Annotated in this window: 20 protein-coding genes; 7 read left to right on the top strand and 13 right to left on the bottom strand. The window is 73.5% G+C overall.

Annotated features, from left to right (window positions below; all coding sequences use genetic code 11):
* Window positions 1-9: 9 nt before the first annotated feature.
* Entirely contained in the window at window positions 10-603 is a 594-nt protein-coding gene (locus ACJ9NR_RS08470) for a TetR/AcrR family transcriptional regulator (RefSeq protein ID WP_412488921.1), read from the top strand.
* An 86-nt stretch (window positions 604-689) separates the two neighbouring features.
* Here the strand turns inward: ACJ9NR_RS08470 and ACJ9NR_RS08465 are convergent, their stop codons facing one another.
* Entirely contained in the window at window positions 690-1,913 is a 1,224-nt protein-coding gene (locus tag ACJ9NR_RS08465) for an acyl-CoA dehydrogenase family protein (protein ID WP_412488922.1), read from the bottom strand.
* A gap of 6 nt (window positions 1,914-1,919) precedes the next feature.
* Window positions 1,920-2,951, bottom strand: a complete 1,032-nt coding sequence (locus ACJ9NR_RS08460; RefSeq protein ID WP_412488923.1) for a phosphotransferase family protein — start codon at window positions 2,949-2,951, stop codon at window positions 1,920-1,922.
* 299 nt (window positions 2,952-3,250) lie between these two features.
* On the opposite strand from ACJ9NR_RS08460, the gene ACJ9NR_RS08455 reads away from it, so the two are divergent.
* Window positions 3,251-4,177 carry an NADP-dependent oxidoreductase gene (locus tag ACJ9NR_RS08455; protein ID WP_412488924.1) on the top strand — a complete coding sequence of 309 codons (927 nt, stop codon included), beginning with the start codon at window positions 3,251-3,253 and terminating at the stop codon, window positions 4,175-4,177.
* 163 nt (window positions 4,178-4,340) lie between these two features.
* Here ACJ9NR_RS08455 and ACJ9NR_RS08450 read toward each other — a convergent pair whose 3' ends face one another.
* Genes ACJ9NR_RS08450 through ACJ9NR_RS08435 form a run of 4 tightly spaced genes read right to left on the bottom strand, consistent with a single transcriptional unit; the run spans window position 4,341 to window position 6,496 of the window.
* On the bottom strand, window positions 4,341-4,661 hold the full coding sequence (locus ACJ9NR_RS08450) for a DUF202 domain-containing protein (protein ID WP_412488925.1): 321 nt from the start codon (window positions 4,659-4,661) through the stop codon (window positions 4,341-4,343).
* Window positions 4,658-5,050 (bottom strand): YidH family protein, encoded by a 393-nt coding sequence (locus ACJ9NR_RS08445; RefSeq protein ID WP_412488926.1) that lies wholly within the window; start codon window positions 5,048-5,050, stop codon window positions 4,658-4,660. The genes ACJ9NR_RS08450 and ACJ9NR_RS08445 overlap by 4 nt, the downstream gene beginning before the upstream one ends.
* 10 nt (window positions 5,051-5,060) lie before the next feature.
* The gene (locus tag ACJ9NR_RS08440; protein ID WP_412488927.1) at window positions 5,061-5,579 is read right to left on the bottom strand and encodes an NUDIX hydrolase; all 519 of its coding nucleotides are present in this window, start codon (window positions 5,577-5,579) and stop codon (window positions 5,061-5,063) included.
* A gap of 23 nt (window positions 5,580-5,602) precedes the next feature.
* A complete protein-coding gene (locus ACJ9NR_RS08435) occupies window positions 5,603-6,496 on the bottom strand; it encodes a DMT family transporter (protein WP_412488928.1) in 894 nt (297 codons plus the stop codon).
* 386 nt (window positions 6,497-6,882) lie between these two features.
* On the opposite strand from ACJ9NR_RS08435, the gene ACJ9NR_RS08430 reads away from it, so the two are divergent.
* The 4 genes from ACJ9NR_RS08430 to ACJ9NR_RS08415 all read left to right on the top strand — a co-directional run bounded on the left by ACJ9NR_RS08430 (window position 6,883) and on the right by ACJ9NR_RS08415 (window position 11,186).
* Window positions 6,883-7,833 (top strand): hypothetical protein, encoded by a 951-nt coding sequence (locus tag ACJ9NR_RS08430; RefSeq protein ID WP_412488929.1) that lies wholly within the window; start codon window positions 6,883-6,885, stop codon window positions 7,831-7,833.
* A 32-nt stretch (window positions 7,834-7,865) separates the two neighbouring features.
* On the top strand, window positions 7,866-9,419 hold the full coding sequence (locus ACJ9NR_RS08425) for an APC family permease (RefSeq protein ID WP_412488930.1): 1,554 nt from the start codon (window positions 7,866-7,868) through the stop codon (window positions 9,417-9,419).
* Window positions 9,420-9,823: 404 nt separating this feature from the next.
* A complete protein-coding gene (locus tag ACJ9NR_RS08420) occupies window positions 9,824-10,576 on the top strand; it encodes a molybdopterin-dependent oxidoreductase (RefSeq protein ID WP_412488931.1) in 753 nt (250 codons plus the stop codon).
* Window positions 10,560-11,186, top strand: a complete 627-nt coding sequence (locus ACJ9NR_RS08415) for a cytochrome b/b6 domain-containing protein (protein WP_412488932.1) — start codon at window positions 10,560-10,562, stop codon at window positions 11,184-11,186. Before ACJ9NR_RS08420 ends, ACJ9NR_RS08415 begins: the two co-directional genes overlap by 17 nt.
* Here ACJ9NR_RS08415 and ACJ9NR_RS08410 read toward each other — a convergent pair.
* The 5 genes from ACJ9NR_RS08410 to ACJ9NR_RS08390 all read right to left on the bottom strand — a co-directional run bounded on the left by ACJ9NR_RS08410 (window position 11,124) and on the right by ACJ9NR_RS08390 (window position 16,316).
* Complete coding sequence (locus ACJ9NR_RS08410; protein ID WP_412488933.1) at window positions 11,124-12,194, bottom strand: hypothetical protein; 1,071 nt, start codon at window positions 12,192-12,194, stop codon at window positions 11,124-11,126. The two genes, ACJ9NR_RS08415 and ACJ9NR_RS08410, sit on opposite strands and share 63 nt — an antisense overlap.
* Before the next feature lie 332 nt (window positions 12,195-12,526).
* A complete protein-coding gene (locus tag ACJ9NR_RS08405) occupies window positions 12,527-13,573 on the bottom strand; it encodes an L-idonate 5-dehydrogenase (protein WP_412490487.1) in 1,047 nt (348 codons plus the stop codon).
* Between the two features lie 14 nt (window positions 13,574-13,587).
* Window positions 13,588-14,346 carry an SDR family oxidoreductase gene (locus ACJ9NR_RS08400; protein WP_412488934.1) on the bottom strand — a complete coding sequence of 253 codons (759 nt, stop codon included), beginning with the start codon at window positions 14,344-14,346 and terminating at the stop codon, window positions 13,588-13,590.
* Window positions 14,347-14,356: 10 nt separating this feature from the next.
* Window positions 14,357-15,754 (bottom strand): GntT/GntP/DsdX family permease, encoded by a 1,398-nt coding sequence (locus ACJ9NR_RS08395; protein WP_412488935.1) that lies wholly within the window; start codon window positions 15,752-15,754, stop codon window positions 14,357-14,359.
* Between the two features lie 40 nt (window positions 15,755-15,794).
* On the bottom strand, window positions 15,795-16,316 hold the full coding sequence (locus ACJ9NR_RS08390) for a gluconokinase (protein ID WP_412488936.1): 522 nt from the start codon (window positions 16,314-16,316) through the stop codon (window positions 15,795-15,797).
* Between the two features lie 149 nt (window positions 16,317-16,465).
* Between ACJ9NR_RS08390 and ACJ9NR_RS08385 the strand changes: the two genes are divergently transcribed.
* Entirely contained in the window at window positions 16,466-17,167 is a 702-nt protein-coding gene (locus ACJ9NR_RS08385) for a FadR/GntR family transcriptional regulator (RefSeq protein WP_412488937.1), read from the top strand.
* A gap of 156 nt (window positions 17,168-17,323) precedes the next feature.
* Here ACJ9NR_RS08385 and ACJ9NR_RS08380 read toward each other — a convergent pair whose 3' ends face one another.
* Together ACJ9NR_RS08380 and ACJ9NR_RS08375 are read right to left on the bottom strand one after the other, a co-directional pair.
* Window positions 17,324-17,746 (bottom strand): YchJ family protein, encoded by a 423-nt coding sequence (locus ACJ9NR_RS08380; protein ID WP_412488938.1) that lies wholly within the window; start codon window positions 17,744-17,746, stop codon window positions 17,324-17,326.
* 306 nt (window positions 17,747-18,052) lie between these two features.
* The gene (locus tag ACJ9NR_RS08375) at window positions 18,053-19,426 is read right to left on the bottom strand and encodes a M1 family metallopeptidase (RefSeq protein WP_412488939.1); all 1,374 of its coding nucleotides are present in this window, start codon (window positions 19,424-19,426) and stop codon (window positions 18,053-18,055) included.
* Between the last annotated feature and the right edge of the window lie 31 nt (window positions 19,427-19,457).

Raw genomic sequence — 19,457 nt, 5'->3', positions numbered from 1 at the left:
GGCGGCACAGTGCCCAGAACGACGGACGGGGACGGTACGCCCGTCCCGCAGCGGCTGCTGGCCGCCGCCACCCGGCTCTTCGCCGAGCAGGGCTACGACCGCACGTCCGTACAGGAGATCGTCGAGGCGGCCGGCGTCACCAAGGGGGCGCTGTACCACTACTTCGGCTCCAAGGACGACCTCCTGCACGAGGTGTACGCGCGCGTGCTGCGCGTCCAGCAGGAGCGTCTCGACGCGTTCGCGAACGCGGACGAGCCGATCGACAAGCGGCTGCGCGGGGCGGCGGCGGACGTCGTCGTCACGACCATCGAGAACCTCGACGACGCCATGATCTTCTTCCGTTCGATGCACCATCTCAGCCCGGAGAAGAACAAGCAGGTGCGCGCGGAGCGCCGGCGCTACCACGAGCGCTTCCGCGCGCTGGTGGAGGAGGGCCAGCAGGCGGGCGTCTTCTCCAGGGCGACCCCGGCCGACCTGGTGGTGGACTACCACTTCGGTTCCGTCCACCATCTGTCCACCTGGTACCGCCCGGACGGCCCGCTCAGCCCGCAGGAGGTCGCCGACCACCTGGCGGACCTGCTGCTGCGGGCCCTGCGCCCGTGAGCCGCCGTCCCGAAGCCGACGGGTGAGGGGCGGCCGACGACGTCGGCCGCCCCTGCCTGCCCGGAGGGCTCACGCCCGCCGCGGCCCTAGAGGTACTTCTTCAGCTCCCGCCGCGCCAGCGAACGCTGGTGCACCTCGTCCGGGCCGTCGGCCAGCATCAGGGTGCGGGCCGCGGCGTACAGCTCGGCGAGGGGGAAGTCCTGGCTGACGCCGCCCGCGCCGTGCAGCTGGATCGCCCGGTCGAGGATGCCGACGACCGTGCGGGGCGTGGCGATCTTGATGGCCTGGATCTCGGTGTGGGCGCCCCGGTTGCCGACGGTGTCCATCATCCAGGCCGTCTTCAGCACCAGCAGGCGCAGTTGCTCGACGGCCACGCGCGCGTCGGCGATCCAGTTCTGGACGACGCCCTGCCGGGCCAGCGCCTTGCCGAAGGCGTCGCGGGAGACGGCCCGGCGGCACATCAGCTCGATGGCCCGCTCCGCCATGCCGATCAGCCGCATGCAGTGGTGGATACGGCCCGGTCCGAGGCGGGCCTGGGCGATGGCGAAGCCGCCGCCCTCCTCGCCGATCAGGTGGGACACCGGCACGCGCGCGTGGTCGAAGACCACCTCGGCGTGGCCGCCGTGGTGGTGGTCCTCGTAGCCGAAGACCCGCATGGCGCGCCGCACGGTGACGCCGGGGGTGTCCCGCGGCACCAGCACCATGGACTGCTGGCGGCGGATGTCCGCGCCGTCCGGGTCCGTCTTGCCCATCACGATGAAGATCTTGCAGTCCGGGTTCATCGCCCCGGAGATGTACCACTTGCGGCCGGTGACGACGTACTCGTCCGTGCCGTCGGAGGCCCGCTCGATGCGCGTGGTGATGTTCGTGGCGTCCGAGGACGCCACCTCGGGCTCGGTCATCGCGAACGCCGAGCGGATCTCACCGGCGAGCAGCGGCTCCAGCCACTGCTTCTTCTGCCGCTCGTCGCCGAACTGCGCCAGCACCTCCATGTTGCCGGTGTCGGGCGCCGCGCAGTTCGTCGCGGTCGGCGCCAGCTGCGGGCTGCGGCCGGTGATCTCGGCGAGCGGCGCGTACTGCAGGTTGGTCAGCCCGGCGCCGTGCCCGGCGTCCGGCAGGAACAGGTTCCACAGGCCCTGCCGGCGCGCCTCCTGCTTGAGCTCCTCCACCACGGCCGGGGTGTCCCACGGGGACGCCAGCGCGGCCCGCTGCTCCTCGGCCACCGCCTCGGCCGGGTAGACGTACTCGTCCATGAAGGCGAGGAGTTTGGCGCGCAGTTCCTCGGTGCGTGCGTCGAACGCGAAGTCCATGACTGATCAGCCTTCCTGGAGAGTGGTCAGGCCGTGCCCGATGAAGACGGGCACCAGGTCGCCGATGCGGTCGAAGCCGCGGCCGACCGTCTGGCCCAGCGTGTAGCGGTAGTGGATGCCCTCCAGGATCACGGCGAGCTTGAACCAGGCGAACGCCGTGTACCAGGAGACCGCGGAGACGTCGCGCCCCGAGCGCGCGGCGTACCGCTCGACCAGCTCGGCCGGGTCCGGGTGCCCGGGCGCCTCGGCCGTGGTGGAGACGGGGGACTTCGGCAGCCCGAGGGGCATGCTGTACATCACCAGCAGGCCGAGGTCGGTGAGCGGGTCGCCGAGCGTGGACATCTCCCAGTCCAGGATCGCCCTGATCCGGTCGTCGTCGCCGATCAGGACGTTGTCGAGCCGGTAGTCGCCGTGCACCACGGCCGGCGCGGGGGACCGGGGGAGGCGCCGGCCCAGCGCCGCGTGCAGCTCGTCGACGCCGGCGAGCTCGCGGTTGCGGGAGGCGTCCAGCTGCTTGCCCCAGCGGCGCAGCTGGCGGTCCAGGAAGCCCTCGGGGCGGCCGAAGTCCGCGAGGCCCACCTCGGCGGGGTCCACGGCGTGCAGTTCGACCAGGGTGTCCACCAGGGACAGCACGGCGTCCCGGGTGCGCTCGGGGCCGAGCGGGACGAGCTGGTCGGCGGTGCGGTACGGCGTGCCGTCCACGAACTCCATGACGTAGAACGGCGCCCCGGCCACCGCACCGTTGTCGGGGTCCTCGCACAGCAGGACCGGGCGCGGCACCGGGACGTCCGTCGGGTACAGGGCGCTGATCACGCGGTGCTCGCGCTTCATGTCGTGCGCGGTGGCCAGCACATGGCCGAGCGGGGGCCGCCGCACGACCCAGCGGGAGGTGCCGTCCGAGACCGCGTACGTGAGGTTCGACCGTCCGCCCTCGATCAGCCGGCCGGTCAGGGGGCCGTGCACCAGGCCGGGCCGCTCCTGCTCGAGCAGGCCGCGCAGCCGGTCGAGATCGAGACCTGGCGGGTGGTCGGGGCTCATCGGGGCTCCTTACGGGCGGGTGAACGCTTCCCGACCAATGATGCCGACCGGTCGGTATGTCGTCCAGTGCGCGAGGTGTGAACGTGATCCGAGCCACGATAGGCCGACGGCTTTCCGCGCAGTACCGCGGGGAGCCGCCGGAGGACCGGTTCCGGCCGTGGCGCGTCCCCGACGGGAAGCGGTCATCGTGCCCGCCTTCGGGGGTACGCGGGGGAGACGACGGACAGGCTGCCACGCGTTCGGCGCATATCGGGGCATCCCGGTTGCGTGGCGCCGGGGGACCCCGGAGGGTCGGTGACATGAAGGGCATCAGTTACAGCCGGTACGGCGGACCCGACGTGCTCGAGTACGGCGAGGTGCGCGACCCGAAGATCGGTCCGGACGCGGTCCTGGTGGAGGTCCGTGCGGCCGCCGTGAACCCCGTCGACTGGAAGTGCCGCGAGGGGTATCTCGACACGATGATCGACGCCGTCTTCCCGGTGGTGCCCGGCTGGGACGTCTGCGGCGTCGTGGTGCGGCCGGGCGTCTCCGTGCGGGAGTTCACCGCCGGGGAGGAGGTCATCGGCTACGTGCGCGAGGACTTCCTCTCCCGCGGGACCTTCGCCGAACACGTCGCCGCCCCGGTGCGCACCCTCGCCCGCAAGCCGCGCAACCTCTCCTTCGAGGAGGCGGCCGGGCTGCCGCTGGCGGGGCTCACCGCCTACCAGGTGCTCGTCAAGGCGCTCCAGGTCAGGCGGGGCGAGACCGTCCTGGTGCACGCGGCCGCCGGCGGGGTCGGCTCCATGGCCGTCCAGCTGGTCCGGCATCTCGGCGGCCGCCCGATCGGCACGGCGAGCGAGCGCAACCACGACTTCCTGCGGGGGCTCGGCTGCGAGCCCGTGGAGTACGGCGACGGGCTGGTCGAGCGGGTGCGCGGGCTGGCCCCCGAGGGTGTGCACGCCGTCTTCGACACGGTCGGCGGCGACGCCCTGAAGGCCTCGGCCAACCTGCTGGCCCCGGAGGGCCGCCTGGCGTCGATCGCCGACGGTGACGTCACCGGCTACGGCGGCCTGTACTGCTGGGTCCGCCCGGACGCCCAGGACCTGCTGCACCTGACCGAACTGGTGGAACAGGGCGCCCTGACCGTCCATGTGTCCCGGACCTTCCCGCTGGAACAGGCGGCGGAGGCGCACCGGCTCAGCCAGGAGGGCCGCACCCGCGGCAAGATCGTCGTGACGGTGCCCTGATCGCTCCGCTGAGGGGCGGGCCGGCGTGTGCCCGCTGCCGGCCCGCCTGCCGTCCGTCGCGGCCCGGTGGCTGGTCGCGCAGTTCCCCGCGCCCCTTCGGTGCGCTGCCGCGCGGCGGAGTGGGAGTGAGGGCGCGGGGCGGGGCGGTCGTTCCCGGATGCGGTCAGAGGACGATGGCCGCTCCGCACGCCGCCACCGCCACCGCGCACAGGACGGCGGCCGTGGCGTGGCGCGGGGTGAGGGCCGGGGGCGCGGTCGTGGCGAGGGCGCGGATGCGGTGGTGGGCCACGAGCAGGAAGCCGACCCACAGGACGCAGACCAGGGCGGCGGCGACCGTCGCCGGCGCGGACGCGCCGCCGTGCAGGGCGGACTTGACGGCGAGGACGGTGGCGACGGTGCTCGCCAGGGTCGTGCGCCGCCAGGCCATCCGGGTGCGCTCCGGCTGCAGGCCGGGGTCGCGCCCGGGACCCGGGCCGGCGCTCATCCCTTCCACCCGACGAGCACGACGACGGCCATCACGAGGGCCACCACGGTCACGACGACGCTCAGCACCGCCGGGAACCGGGAGGCCGGCAGGTCCTCCCCGCGGCGCATGGCCCGCTCACAGGTCATCCAGTGGTTGACCGCGCGCAGGGAGCACAGCGCGCCCGCGCCGAGCAGCGCGAGCGCCAGCCCGACGCGATAGGCCCAGCGCAGGTCCGGCAGGAACTGGTCCACCGCGAACCCGCCGCCGATCAGCGCGAGCGCGGTGCGCATCCAGGCCAGGAAGGTGCGCTCGTTCGCCAGCGAGAAGCGGTAGTCGGGCGTGCTGCCCTCCTCGCGCACCTCCTCGGGCGCGAACCAGAGCCGGACGTTCCGTACGAAAGCGATCACGCGACGGACCTTATCCGGCGGCCCGCAGCGCCTTCAGGCGCTCGTACGCCGCCAGCCCGTCCGGCACCCAGTCCCACTGGGCCAGACGCCGCTCCACCTCCGCCTCCGGCAGGAAGCCGTACCAGGCCACCTCCTCCGCCTGCGGGTCGACCGGCAGCTCGCAGCGCACCTCGTACACCGCCGACCACCAGCTGTGACCTGAGCCGTCGTCGTAGAGGAACTTGAGGCGGAAGCGCGGCCTCGGCAGGCCGCTGACGCCGAGTTCCTCCTCGGCCTCGCGCAGCGCCGCGTCGTCGTAGGACTCGCCCGCGCCGACCACGCCGCCGACGAACATGTCGTAGCGGGAGGGGAACACCAGCTTGGTCGGGGTGCGGCGGTGGACGAAGAGGCGGCCCTGCGCGTCCCTGGCCTCGACGAAGACACAGCGGTGGCGCAGGCCCCGGGCGTAGGCCGCGCCGCGCGGGGACTGCCCGAGGACCTGGTCGTTCTCGTCGACGATGTCGAGGATCTCGTCTGCGGGGCTCGTCATACGGCCATCCAAGCAGGCCGGCGTCAGTTCGGCTGGAGGTCCCGGACCCGCTCCGGCCTGGCCGCGCCGCTGGGCATGCACGGGTGCAGGCCCAGCAGGACGATGCCGCCGACGATGGCGGCGAGACCGGCCGCCTCCCAGGCGAGCGCACCCGCGTCGGTGTGCAGCCGGTCGCCGAGGAAGCCGACCCCGCAGGCGATGCCCGCGAGGGGCTGCGCGGCGGTGAGGGCGGGCAGCGACATGCGCAGGGGCGCGGTCTCGAAGGCGCTCTGGACCAGGATCAGGCCGGTGACGCCGATGACGACGACGCCGTACGGCTGCCAGGTGGTGACCAGATCGGTCAGGCCGCCCGCGGAGAAGCGCTGGCCGCTGATCCGGGTGAGGGCGTCCTGGACGCCGTAGAGGAGTCCCGCGGCGAGGGCGAGCAGGACCGGGCCCGCGCGCAGGCGCGAGCGCTTGGCGCAGGCGGTCAGCAGCAGCGCGAGGCCGGTCATGGCACCGATGATCAGCCAGTGGCGGGTGGGGTCGGTGACCGCGGTGCCGCCGCGCGGCTCCCCCGCGACGATGAAGGCGGTGACACCCCCCGCGAGCAGCACCAGTCCCGTCCAGCCCTGGCGGCCGAGCGCCTGTCTGGTCTGCGTGCGGGAGAGGCCGAGCGCGAACAGGAGGTTGGTGGCCAGCAGGGGCTCCACCAGGGAGATCTCGCCCTGGCTCAGCGCGATCGCGCCGAGGACCATGCCGGCCACCATCAGGGCGATGCCGCCCAGCCAGCGCGGCACCTGCACGAGGTCGACCAGCAGCCGCGGCGAGAGGAAGTCGCTGAGCGGTGCGCGCTGGGCCGCGTTCTGCTGGAGCACGAATCCGAAGCCGAGGCAGCAGGCCGCGCTCACGGCGAGAATCAGAACCAGAACGGACACGCGCGTACCTCGATCGTCGGGCGGGGCCTCGGGGTGCGTTTGGGCGACTGTAGCGCCCCCTCGCCGGGTGTGCTTCGGAAAGTACCCGGATCCGGGCAGCCGACCCGGTCACGTCCGCCCGGCGGCCGGCCACGGTGCGCGGCCGCTTCGCCATGGTGAGGCGCCCGGAGCCGCGCCGCCATGGCGTACGCCACACGCCGAAAGCGGATATTCACCACGGCTGCGGGCTGTCCGGTTCCAAGTGCCCCGCCCGCCACGCGAGTTGACGCGTGTAACGGCGGTGGATCCCTTGACTCGAACCGATGGCTGCGGGTTTGCTGTGAGTGACCAGTCGACGGCACATCGATATCAGGCGACGGACAGCGTCGCGTGAGGACGTTCCCGCGGTGTCTCCACCCCCGCCACCCCTCGGCCGGGGCCGCAAGCGCGCGGCCCACGCCCTCGACGCGGCGCTGGACGACGCCGGGCTCCTCGCGGCCCGCGCGGCGCTGGCGCAGGGCCGGTGGCAGGCCGCCCGGTCGCTGCTCGTGCAGACGGGTGACGACTGGGACCGCCGCGGCCACCGGGTCACCGTGCTGGCGCTCGAGCCCTACGCGCAGGCCTGGGCCCGCGACTGGCTGCTCGCCGAGCCCGACTCCGCCGACGCGGCCCTGCTGCTCGCCCTCGCGCTGGTCCAGCGGGCCCTGCGGGGCAGGGAGAAGCCGGAGCGCGCCCGCGAGGCCTGCCGGGCGGCCGCCGCCCACGTGCCCGCCGACCCCACCCCCTGGCTGGGACTGCTCCTGCTGGAGCGCGGCACCGGCACCGGGGACGACAGCGCGCGCCTGTTCGACCAGATCCGCGGCCGCTACCCCGACCACCACCACGCCCACCACCTGATGGTCGCCCACCTCGCCGAGCGGCACCCCGGCGCGGGCCCCGACCCGCTGCACGAGGTCTACGACTTCGCCAACTGGGCCGCCGAACAGGCCCCCGCCGACTCCCCGCTGGCCATCCTGCCCGTCGTCGCGCACGCCGAGCGCTACCGCGTCCTCGCCGCCGCCGGACAGGAGTCCCGGGACCCCGTGGCCTCGGGGCACTGGAGCGGGCGCCGGGCCCGGCAGGTGATGAAGGCCGCCTTCGACTGGTGGCTGGAGTGGGAGCACGAGGGCCACCCGCGCCGCCTGATCGACCTCAACTTCCTCGCCCACGCCAAGTTCTGCGGGGGCCGGGGAGCCGAGGCCGCCGCCCTGTTCCACCGCATCGGCGAGCACGCCACCGCCGCCCCGTGGTCTTATCCGGACCGCGATCCGCACTCCGCCTTCCGCGCGGCGCGCGCCGCCGCGCTGGGCACGGCATGACACTCCCGACTCCGACAGAAGGACGGTCCCCGATGACCACGGGCAGTTCCAGTGCGAGCAGATCCACCCCCGACTCCACCTCCGACGGCATCCGCACCTATCTGGGCCAGGAGCGCGCCCTGCGCGCCGACCGCCTCGGCACCGGGGGCCTGCTGCTCTCCGTGCTCGCCGCGACCGCCCCGCTCATGGTGGTCGCCGGTGTCATGCCCACCACATTCGCGGTGATGGGCATCGTCGGGCAGCCGCTGCTGTTCGTCGCACTCGGCGTGGTCCTGATCCTGTTCAGCGTCGGATACGCCGAGATGAGCCGGCACGTCCACAACGCGGGCGCCTTCTACGCCTACATCTCCCGCGGCCTGGGCGGCACGGCCGGCGCGAGCGCGGCCCTGGTGGCGCTGGTCGCCTACAACGCCCTCCAGGTGGGCATCTACGGCATCTTCGGCTTCGAGGTCTCCGGGCTGTTCGACACCTACGCCGACCTGACGGTCGCCTGGTGGATACCGTCGCTGGTGGCCCTCGCGGTCGTCGGTCTGCTGGGCTGGCTGAAGATCGACGTCAACGCGCGCGTGCTGGGCGTGCTGCTGGTCGTCGAGGTGATCCTGGTGGTGATCTTCGACGTCGCCGCGATCGGCGACCCGGCGGCGGAGGGCCTGTCGCTGCACGCCTTCAACCCGGACACGCTCAGCGGCGCGGGCGTGGGCACCGCGCTGTGCTTCTGCATCGCGGCCTTCCTCGGCTTCGAACAGGCGCCCGTGTACGCGGAGGAGACCAGCCGGCCGCACATCCTGGTGCCCCGCGTCATGTTCTACGCGGTCGGCGGCGTCGCCGTCTTCTTCGCCCTCAGCAGCTGGGCACTGACCGTGGCGGCCGGCCCCTCCCGGGTCGTCGGCGTGGCACAGAAGGAGAGCGCCGGCATGCTCTTCTCACTGACCGGGTCCCGGCTCGGGTCCACCTTCACCGACGTCCTGCACGTCCTGTTCGTCACCGGCATGTTCGCGGCCATGCTCAGCTTCCACAACGTCGTCGCCCGGTACACCTTCGCGATGGGCCGCGAGGGCCTGCTCCCGAGCGCCTTCGGCCGGACCACCGGCTCGAGCGGTGCCCCCGGCACCGGCTCCCTGCTGCAGACGGCCGTGGCGGCGGTGGTCGTGGTCGTCTTCGCGGTCGCCGACGACGGGCCGGCCGGGGACCCGACCGCGCCGGTCCTGCACCTGTTCACCTGGTTCGGCAACGTCGGCGCCCTCGGCGTGATCCTGCTGATGGCGGCGGCCTCCGTGTCGGTCATCGTCTTCTTCGCCCGGCGCGGGGCCGTGGGCGCCCAGTCCTGGCGGCTGGTCACCTCCGCGCTCGCGGCCGCCGGGCTGCTGGTGATCGCCGGCTACACGGTCAAGGACTTCGACGTCCTGGTCGGCACCGGGCCCGACTCGGTCCTGAGCCGGGTGCTGCCCGGCATCATCGGGCTCGCCCTGGTCGTCGGCCTGGTCCAGGGCCTCTGGCTGCGCTCCCGCTCACCCGAGGCCCACGCCCGCATTGGACTCGGCAACGAGGCGTTCCAGCTGGACAAGGCGGCGCGGGAGACACCGTAGCGGCGCCCTCCCGGCGGGAGCGGGCGGTGGTGTCCGGGGGACTGGTGTGGGCGCGGTGGTGTCCGGGGGATCGGTGAGGAGGCGCCGGTGTCCGGCGGACCGGTGTAGGGCGTGGCGGTGTCCGGGGGATCGGTGTGGGCGCGGCAGTCTCCCGGGGGTCGGTGTGGGCGCGGTGGTGTCCGGGGCGGCTCAGAGCACGCCGGCGTCCGGGAACTGTCGAAGGCGCGCCGGCTTCCAGGAGCCGTCGAGGACCCGGCGGCTTCCGGGGGCCGTCGTGGACGCGCCGGCTTCCGGGGCCGTCGAGAGCACGCCGGCTTCCGGGGGGCCGGTGAGAAGATGACGGAATCCTGACGGGTGCCCGCGATTCCTGGTCCCGGCCGGGTGGCGGGTGTTCGAATGGACAGGTGAACTCCCAACAGCCCGAGGAACCCGGCGCACCGCGGCCCCCGGCGGAACGCGGCGCTCCGATCGGCCGCCGCGTCCTGCTCGGCACGATCGGCCTGGGCGCCCTCGGCGTGGTCGCCGCGCCCACGCTGCAGAACGCCCTGGAGGGCTTCCTCGGCGCCGCGGCCGACAAGGACCCCACCGGCCTGACCGGTCTGCTTCCGAACGGCGGCGGCTTCCGGTACTACTCCGTCGCCTCCTCCGTGCCGCACAAGAACGCCGCGGACTACCGTCTCACCGTCGGCGGGCTGGTGGACCGCCCGAAGACCTACACCCTGGACGACCTGCGCGCCCTGCCGCAGACCAGGCTGGTCAAGGACGTCCAGTGCGTCACCGGCTGGCGGGTGCCCGCCACCCCCTTCGAAGGGGTACGGCTGTCCCGGCTGCTGGACGCCGCGGGGGTGCACGGCTCGGCCGGTGCCGTCCGCTTCACCTGCTTCGACGGCACGTACACCGAGAGCCTCACCCTCGACCAGGCGCGCCGTTCCGACGTCCTGGTGGCGCTGCGCATGCAGAACAGGGACATCGGCCACGCCCACGGCGGCCCGGTCCGCCTGTACGTCGCGCCGATGTACTTCTACAAGTCCGCCAAGTGGCTCTCCGGGATCACCGTCACCGAGCGGGTGAAGCCGGGCTACTGGGAGAACCTCGGCTACGACGTCGACGCCTGGGTCGGCCGTTCGAACGGACGCGACGATGACCCTACGAGCTGAGGCGCACACCCCGCCGGTCACCGGGGTGCGCCGGTTCGGGCCCGCGCAGCGCTGGGTGCACCGCACGACGGCCGCGCTGATGGGCGTCTGCGTGGTGACGGCGGCCTTCCTCTACATTCCGCAGTTCGCCGAACTGGTCGGCCGCCGCGAGCTGGTGGTCCGCGTCCACGAGTGCGCCGGGCTCGCCCTGCCCGTGCCGGTGCTCGCGGGCCTGCTCTCCCGCCACTTCCGCGCGGACCTCGGGCACCTCAACCGCTTCGGGCCGCACGACAGGGTCTGGCTGCGCGCGGCCCTGCGCCGCGACAAGCGCCGCTCCTCGCGGCCGGCGGCCAAGTTCAACGCCGGGCAGAAGATCTACGCGGCCTGGATCGCCGGGGCCTCGCTGGTGATGCTCGGCACGGGCCTGATCATGTGGTTCACCCATCTCACCCCCATCATGTGGCGCACCAGCGCGACGTTCGTGCACGACTGGCTGGCCCTGACGATGGGGATCGTGCTGGCCGGACACATCGGCATGGCGATCGGCGACCCGGAGGCCCGCAGCGGGCTACGGACGGGACGGGTCGACCGGGAGTGGGCCGAGCGTGAGCACCCCCTGTGGCGTCCCTGACGGCAGGCCGGGCGAGGGGAGCGCGGTGGGCGCCGCGACGGTGAAGGCGTCCTTCAGCCGCGCCTCGGTGCCGCCGTACCTCACGACCACGTCGACCGGCCGCGGGTAGCGGTCCAGGGGCGGCACCACGGCGGACAGCACCAGGCGGTCGCCCGACCGCGACTTCGGCACGGGCGGCCCGGCGAGGCGGCGCCCGCCGATGAACACGCTTGCGGAACGCAGCAGTCCGGTCTGGTCGAAGTAGGTGTCCCGCAGCTCGATCGTGACCGTGTCGCCCGGCCGCGCCACGCCGTCGCCGCCGGTGCCGACACCGGCGATCCGGTAGGCGCAGGCGGGAGCGCCGTCCGGGGCGGGCACCGGTTCCGCCGTGGCGCCGGGGTGGCGCCGGTGGAAGTCCAGCAGCCCGCCGAGCACGGCGTAGGCGGCTCGGCCCTTGCAGGTACCGAGCTTCCCGGCCAGGTCGGCGTGGTCCTCGGCGACCGTGCTCCACCTGTCGCCCTGCCCCTGCAGGGCGAGGCAGGCGTCGGCGAGGGCGCGCAGCACCCGCCACTCGGGGTCGGCCGACGAACCGGGGATCACTGCCGCGGCGGCCCGGCACCGGCGCGGGTCGTGGAGCCGGTCGTAGACGCTCGACGGGTCGGCGACGCCGGCGGCCTCCGGTGCGGCGGGACCGGGCGGAAGCCACACCGGGCCGGTCAGCAGGCTGCCGGAGGAGGACGGCGAGGGGGAGGCGCTCGGTGGAGGCGGCGCCGTGGGCACGTGCGGGGGGCCGCTGCCGCCCGCGGGCACGGTGCCGCTCGCCTCGCCCGCGGGTGACTCCCGGGGGGCGGCCGGCCGGGGCGCCGCGGAGGGGCGGGCGGCGCCCGACGGCCCGACCGTCACGATCGTGGTGCTCCCGCCCCCGCCGTCCGGCGTGCCCCTCCCGTCACCGTCGAAGGCCGTGACGGCCACCGCCACCGCCCCGGCCACGAGCAGCCCCGAGATACGCATCCCGAGGGAAATCGCCATGATGCCCCCCGACACAGTCGACCCCCGGACGCCTGGGTCCGGGGGCCTCTTCATCATCGGGCCGCGGGCGCCGCCGGGGAAGAGGTCCATCACCGATCCCCGGCCGAAATCCACCCCCCGATGTCCAGCAGGACCTTGCAGGAGCGGCTTCGGTCGGCCGCGAGGGTGAAGGCGGTTTCGGGGTCCGTCATCGGGATCACCGCGCTGATCAGGGCGTCGAGGGCGGGTTCGGCTGCGAGGAGGCGCAGTGCGTCGTCGGTCTCGGTGCCGTAGCGGGGGCGTTTCGCGCCGGTCCGGTGGAGTGGTCGGCCGGTTTCCGGCGGGGACCCGGCTCAGTCCCCGATGTCCAGCAGGACCTTGCAGGAGCGGCTTCGGTCGGCCGCGAGGGTGAAGGCGGTTTCGGGGTCCGTCATCGGGATCACCGCGCTGATCAGGGCGTCGAGGGCGGGTTCGGCTGCGAGGAGGCGCAGTGCGTCGTCGATCTCGGTGTCGAAGCGGAGCGCTCCGCGCAGTTCGATCTCGCGGCTGACGACGAGGTTGCCGGCGAAGGGGGTGGTGCCGGGCGGCAGCATGCCCAGCTGGACCACGACCCCGCCGCGCCGCACCAGGCGCAGACAGGTGTCGAGGCCGGCGGCGGACCCGGACGCCTCCACGGCCGCGTCGGCCTCGCACTCCCCGGACGGCCACCCGGTGTCGGCCGGGTCGTCCGCGCGGACGACGGTGTCGGCGCCCGCGAGACGCGCGTACTCCAGGGCCGCCGGGAGGAGATCGGTGACCGTGATCCGGGCGGCGCCCGCCGCCCGGGCCGCGGCGACGACCAGGCAGCCGATGGGGCCGGCTCCGGTGACCAGGACGTGCCTGCCGGCCACCTCACCGGCCCGCCGCACCGCGTGCAGCGCGACGGACAGCGGCTCGGCGAGCGCGGCCCGCCGCAGCCCCAGGCCCTCGGGGAGCGGTCTCAACTGGCCGGCGGGCACCACGATCCGGGTCGCGAAACCGCCCTGGACGTGCGGGAAGCGCGCCGCGCTGCCCAGGTAGCGGGTGTCACGGCAGACGTGCCGCCGTCCGTCCGCGCACTCCGGGCAGACCCCGCACGGAGTCGCCGGGTGCACCGCGACGGCCGTACCGGCGGCCGGAGCCGGCACCTCGGGGGAGCCGTAGGAGACGACCGTCCCCACCACCTCGTGCCCGAGCAGCATCGGCTCCCGCAGGCGGAAGTCGCCGACGCCGCCGTGCCGCCAGTAGTGCAAGTCGGAGCCGCAGACACCGCCGTAGCGCACGGCGACCAGCGCCTCGCCCGGCCCCGGCTCGGGGACCGTCAGCTCCTCCACGCGCAGGTCTCCCCGACCGTGGATCACACAACCGAGCGCCCGCGGCACGGCAGTCGCCCCCCTCACAGCACGCTCGTCATTCCGCCGTCGACGTACAGGATCTGCCCGCTGACGAAGTCCGCGGCGGGCGAGGCGAGGAACAGCACCCCGCCCACCAGGTCCTCCGTACGGCCCCAGCGCCCCGCGGGCGTGCGGCCGCGCACCCAGGCGCTGAACTCCTCGTCCTCGACGAGGGCCCGGGTCAGCTCCGTCTCGATGTAGCCGGGGCCGAGACCGTTGACCTGGATGCCCCGGGGGCCCCAGTCGGCGCACATGCCCTTGGTGAGCATCTTCAGGGCGCCCTTGGTGGCCGCGTAGGGCGCGATGCCCGGGCGGGCCACCTCGCTCTGCAGCGAGCAGATGTTGACGATCTTGCCGTGGCCGCGCTCCGTCATCCGGCGGGCCGCCTCACGGCCGACCAGGAACGCGCTGGTGAGGTTGGTGTCCAGGACGCGGTGCCAGTCCGCGTCCGTGAACTGCAGGAGCGGCGCGCGCAGTTGCATGCCCGCGTTGTTGACCAGGATGTCCAGCGGGCCGACCCGCTGTTCCACGTCCGCGATCCCCTCGGCCACCGACGCGCCGTCGGTCACGTCGAACACGGCCGTGCGGACGTCCCCGGGCAGGTGCGCCGCCGCCTCGGTGAGCCGGCCGGCGTCGCGTCCGTTGAGGACCACCGTGCAGCCGGCCTCGGCGAGTCCGCGGGCCAGGGCGAGCCCGATGCCGCGGCTGGAGCCGGTGACCAGGGCCGTACGGCCGCTGATGTCGAACAGCGGGTGACTCATCCCCGTACCCCTAAATGATCACGGAGAGGAGCAGCACCAGGGCGCCGGCGATCACCGAGATGATCGTCTCCATGACGGACCAGGTCTTCACGGTCTCTCCGACGCTCAGGCCGAAGTACTCCCTCACCAGCCAGAATCCGGCGTCGTTGACATGGCTGAAGAACAGCGAGCCGGCGCCGATCGCCAGGACGAGCAGGGCGGAGTGCGTGGTCGACATGTCGGCCGCGAGCGGGGCCACCAGGCCGGCCGCCGAGACCGTCGCCACCGTCGCGGAGCCGGTCGCGAGGCGGATGATCACCGCGATCAGCCAGGCCAGCAGCAGCGCCGGGATCGACCAGTCCTTGGAGACGTCCAGGATCATCTGGCCCACACCGGAGTCGATCAGCGTCTGCTTGAAGCCGCCGCCCGCGCCGACGATCAACATGATGCCGGCGATGGGCATGAGGCCCTTCTCGACGGTCTCGGTGAGCCGACCCTTGGTGAACCCGGCGGCCCGGCCCAGCGTGAACATGCCGACGAGTACGGCGGCGAGCAGGGCGATCAGCGGGTTGCCGATGAAGTCGAAGACGCGCTGGGTGAGGTCGGCGGGGTCGTCCACGACGAGGTCGACGAGGGCCTTGAGCAGCATCAGCACGACCGGCAGCAGCACGGTGGCCAGGGTGGCGCCGAAGCCCGGGCGCTTCTCCAGCTCCTCGGAGGCGCGCGGCGGCAGCATCCGCTCGGGGACCGGGGCGTCGACCCAGCGGGCCGCGACCTTCGAGAACAGCGGACCGGCGATGATCACCGTCGGTATCGCGACGAGGATGCCGAGCGCCAGCGTGACACCGAGGTTGGCCTTGACCGCGGCGATGGCGACCAGCGGGCCGGGGTGCGGCGGGATCAGGCCGTGCATCGCGGACAGACCCGCGAGGGCCGGGATGCCGACCCGCATCAGGTTGAAGTTGCCGCGCCGGGCGACCATCAGCAACACCGGGATCAGCAGCACGATGCCGACCTCGAAGAACAGCGGCAGGCCGATCACCGAGGCGATCAGGACCATCGCCCACGGCATGGTCCGCCCGCCCGCCTTCGCGAGGATCGTGTCGACGATCTGGTCCGCGCCGCCGGAGTCCGCCAGCAGCTTGCCGAGGATCGAACCCAGGGCGATCAGTACGCCGACGCTCGCGACCGTGGCGCCGAGCCCCGTGGTGAAGCTGGTGATCACCTTGTCGAGGGGGGCGCCGGCGACCGCGCCGAGCACCAGCGAGCCGAGCGTGAGGGACAGGAAGGCGTGCAGCTTGAACCGGGTGATGAGCACGACGATGACGGCGATGCCCGCCAGTACGGCGATGCCCAGCTGAGCGTGGCCGGCCGAGGTGATCGGCGCGGGTGCGTCCGCTGCCAGCATCTCGACGCTGAGTCTGGTCACGGTGTTTCCCTTGCAGGTACGGGGACGGGGGAGAGGGGTGTTACGGGGCCGGGTGGGGGAGGGCTTCTTCCAGCGCCTTCACGGCCCGTTCGGTGATCTGTTCGGGGCTCCCGGCGACACTGACCGCGACGCCCGCCTCGTCCGGCTGGAGCGGTTCGAGCGTGGCGAACTGGGAGTCGAGCAGCGCCGTCGGCATGAAGTGGCCCTGCCGGTGCGACATCCGCTCCTCGATGAGGGCGCGGTCGCCCGTCAGGTGCACGAAGACGACACCGGGGGCGGCGGCGCGGAGCCGGTCGCGGTACGACCGCTTCAGCGCCGAGCTGCTGACCACTCCGCCGAGCCCGGCCCGTCCGTGCGCCCAGGCGCCGATGGCGTCGAGCCACGGCCACCGGTCCTCGTCGCCGAGCGGGATGCCGGCCGACATCTTGCGGATGTTGGCCTCCGGGTGGAAGTCGTCGCCCTCGGCGTACGGGACGCCGAGCCTGGCCGCAAGGAGGGGACCGATGGTGGTCTTCCCGGTGCCTGCGACGCCCATCACCACGACGACATGGGGGGTGCTCATCGCTGCCTCACTGTCTGCTGTCCTCTTCGACACCTGATGCCGACCGGGTGTCGACGCACACTGAAACCGATTAGGTACGACGAATACAAGAGCCTGTGACAAATAAGTCTGACTTTTTCTTCTTGTGATCTGCCCCGTACGCTGAGTGCATGACCACACCGGGCCGGGGGCTGCACGGCCATGTACTGGACTGCCTCGGCCCCGCGATCACCGCGGGCGAGTACCCGCCGGGCAGCGTGCTGCGTACGGACGAGCTGGCCCAACGTTTCGACGTGTCACGCTCCGTGATGCGGGAGGCGGTGCGGGTGCTGGAGTCCATGCACCTGGTCGAGTCGCGCCGGCGCGTGGGCGTGACCGTCCGCCCCAAGGCCGAGTGGAACGTCTACGACCCCCAGGTCATCCGCTGGCGGCTGGCCGGCGCCGACCGCCCCCACCAGCTGCGCTCGCTGACCGTCCTGCGCTCGGCGATCGAGCCGGCCGCGGCCGCCCTGGCCGCCCGGCACGCGTCCGCCGAGCAGTGCGCCGAGCTCACCGAGTGCGCGCTCGGCATGGTCGCCAACTCGCGCGGACACAAGCTGGAGGAGTACCTCGTCCACGACGTGGCCTTCCACCGGGTGATCCTGACGGCGTCGGGCAACGAGATGTTCGCCCGGCTCGGTGACGTCGTCGCCGAGGTCCTTGCGGGCCGCACCCACCACGAGGTCATGTTCGACGACCCCGACCCGGCCGCCGTCACCCTGCACGTCCAGCTCGCCGAGGCGGTCCGTGCGGGCGACACGGCCCGCGCGGAGCAGCTGACCCGGGAGATCACGGTCGGGGCGCTGCAGGAACTGGACATCCTGGCGCCCTAGCGGCACCCTCCCGGTGGCCCGGTGGCCCGGTGGCCCGGTGGTGCGGTGGCCCGGTGGTGCGGTGGTGCGGTGGTGCGGTGGCCTGGCGACCTGGTGGCCTGGCGACCCGCGCGGTCCGTCCGGTCCATCCGGCCCGTCCGGCCCACTCGGCCGGTTTCAGCCGGGGAACTCCCCGTCGACGTACACCCACGCCCCGTCCACGCGCTCGAACCGGCTGCACTCGTGCAGCGAACCGCCCCGGAAGGACGCCCGGAAGGTCACGGTGCCCGTCGTGTGGAAGGCGGAGCCGCCGGTGGTCCGCAGGATCTCCAGGCCGGTCCAGCGGATCCCCGGGTCGGGCTCCAGCCGCGCGGGGCGGGTGCGCGGGTGCCAGGTCCGCAGCAGGTACGGCTGGTCGCCCCGCACGAACGCGCTGTAGCGCGAGCGCATCAGCGCCTCGGCCGTCGGCGCCGCGGCCTCACCCCGGTGCAGCCGGCCGCAGCACCTCTCGTACGTCTCGGCGAGGCCGCACGGGCAGGAGGGGCTCTGGACCGGGGCGGAGCCGTGCTGCCGCCGGGATCGCGAGGTACGTCGGGACATGGCCTCCATTCTGCTCGAAGCCGTCCGCCGCGGTCCGCCGCGGTCCGCGGCCGTCACGGCCGGAGCGCCGCCCCGGTGAGCGGCCGCGGGAGTGCCGGTCCGGCGGGCGGCACCCACACGGCCGCACGACGGACACGACGCACGTGCGTACCGCCGGGCGGCCGTCCGGCAGGGACGGCCCGCGCCGCCCCGAAGCCGCCGCCCGCACCCGGGCAGGCGCCCCGCCCGGACTCCGGCCCGTCACAGCCCTGTCACCCCCCGGCGGGGCCGAGGTGCCCGCGCGCGGGCCCGGACGGCCCGCGCTGCCTATGCCGGTTCGGCGTTGGTCGGCGGGTGCGCAGGCCGTGCCGGGAGCCGTGCGGGCAGCGGCGGCAGCTCCGTGCCGTGCACCCAGGCATCGAAGAGGGCGTCGAGCGGCTCGTCCGCGAACCGGTTGACGTGGGCCGTGAACGTCCTGGTCGTCACGGACCCGTCCCGGTGCTGCGCCGCCCAGCCGCGCAGCATGCGGAAGAACGCGTCGTCGCCCATCGCGCAGCGCACCGCGTGCACGGCCAGGCCGCCGCGCTCGTAGAGCCGGTCGTCGAACATCGACTTGCGGCCCGGGTCGGCCAGCCGCAGGTCCTGCGGCCGCGCGGACAGCGACCGGTGCGCGACGGCGGCGAGCTGCTGCGCGCCGCGGCCGCCGGAGCGCTCCGACCACAGCCACTCGGCGTACTTGGCGAACCCCTCGTTCAGCCAGATCTGCCGCCAGTCCGCGATGGACACGCTGTTGCCGAACCACTGGTGCGCCAGCTCGTGCGCCACCAGCCGCTCCGAACCCCGCGCCCCGTCCACGTGGTTGGCGCCGAACAGCGACAACCCCTGTGCCTCCACGGGGACGTCGAGCTCCTCCTCGGTCACCACCACGGCGTACTCGCCGAACGGATAGGGCCCGAAGAGCTCCTGGAACAGCTCCATCATCTGCGGCTGCCGCGCGAAGTCCCGGGAGAACTGCGGCAGCAGATGCGCCGGGATGTGCCCGTGCTGCGGCACCCCACCCGGCCCCGGATCGCCCAGCAGCACGGTCTGGTACTTGCCGATCGCGAGCCCCACCAGGTAGCTCGGCGTCGGCGCCGGCTGCTCGTACACCCAGGTCGTCGTGGACGCCCGCGTCGTACGGGTCAGCAGCCGGCCGCCCGCCACCACCGCGTACGCCGACGGCGTGGTGATCGAGATCTGGTACGCGGCCTTGTCCGCCGGCCGGTCGTTGCACGGGTACCAGGACGGCGCCCCGACCGGCTGGCTCGCCACCAGAGCCCCGTCCTCCAGCTCCTCCCAGCCGAGCCCGCCCCAGGGGCTGTTCACCGGCTGCGGGTTGCCGGACCACTGCACCTCGACGGTGAAAGCGGCACCGGCCCGCACGGGCTTGGCGGGGCGGACCCGCAGCCTGCCGCCGCGGTGCGTGTAGTGCGGCTGCCGCCCGTCGACCCGGACCCGGCCGACCTTGAGGCCGGCCGAGAGGTTGAGGAAGAACTCGGACAGCGGCGAGCGGCCCGCTATGGCGTTGATGCGGGCGGACCCGGCCAGCCGGTTCGGACCCGGGCGGTAGTCCAGCGTGAGCTCGTAGCGGTGCACCCGGTACCGGACGTCACCGTGGTCCGGGAAGTACGGGTCCGAACCCGTCTGCTGCTGAACTGCCACTGCCGCTTCTGCTCCCTGCGCCGTACTGCCA

Origin of the sequence: Streptomyces sediminimaris, from assembly GCF_047049295.1 — a bacterium.
In the GTDB taxonomy this organism is placed as follows: domain Bacteria; phylum Actinomycetota; class Actinomycetes; order Streptomycetales; family Streptomycetaceae; genus Streptomyces; species Streptomyces sediminimaris.
The sequence above is the reverse complement of the archived record's forward strand: the minus strand, read 5'-3'. Positions and strand labels throughout refer to the sequence as shown.

Bases quoted from the DNA above. Each gene is read 5' to 3' on its own strand.
- ACJ9NR_RS08465 (WP_412488922.1), bottom strand. From the start codon at position 1,913: ATGGACTTCGCGTTCGACGCACGCACCGAGGAACTGCGCGCCAAACTC.
- ACJ9NR_RS08460 (WP_412488923.1), bottom strand. From the start codon at position 2,951: ATGAGCCCCGACCACCCGCCAGGTCTCGATCTCGACCGGCTGCGCGGC.
- ACJ9NR_RS08455 (WP_412488924.1), top strand. From the start codon at position 3,251: ATGAAGGGCATCAGTTACAGCCGGTACGGCGGACCCGACGTGCTCGAG.
- ACJ9NR_RS08450 (WP_412488925.1), bottom strand. From the start codon at position 4,661: ATGAGCGCCGGCCCGGGTCCCGGGCGCGACCCCGGCCTGCAGCCGGAG.
- ACJ9NR_RS08440 (WP_412488927.1), bottom strand. From the start codon at position 5,579: ATGACGAGCCCCGCAGACGAGATCCTCGACATCGTCGACGAGAACGAC.
- ACJ9NR_RS08425 (WP_412488930.1), top strand. From the start codon at position 7,866: ATGACCACGGGCAGTTCCAGTGCGAGCAGATCCACCCCCGACTCCACC.
- ACJ9NR_RS08415 (WP_412488932.1), top strand. From the start codon at position 10,560: ATGACCCTACGAGCTGAGGCGCACACCCCGCCGGTCACCGGGGTGCGC.
- ACJ9NR_RS08410 (WP_412488933.1), bottom strand. From the start codon at position 12,194: ATGGCGATTTCCCTCGGGATGCGTATCTCGGGGCTGCTCGTGGCCGGG.
- ACJ9NR_RS08400 (WP_412488934.1), bottom strand. From the start codon at position 14,346: ATGAGTCACCCGCTGTTCGACATCAGCGGCCGTACGGCCCTGGTCACC.
- ACJ9NR_RS08390 (WP_412488936.1), bottom strand. From the start codon at position 16,316: ATGAGCACCCCCCATGTCGTCGTGGTGATGGGCGTCGCAGGCACCGGG.
- ACJ9NR_RS08385 (WP_412488937.1), top strand. From the start codon at position 16,466: ATGACCACACCGGGCCGGGGGCTGCACGGCCATGTACTGGACTGCCTC.
- ACJ9NR_RS08380 (WP_412488938.1), bottom strand. From the start codon at position 17,746: ATGTCCCGACGTACCTCGCGATCCCGGCGGCAGCACGGCTCCGCCCCG.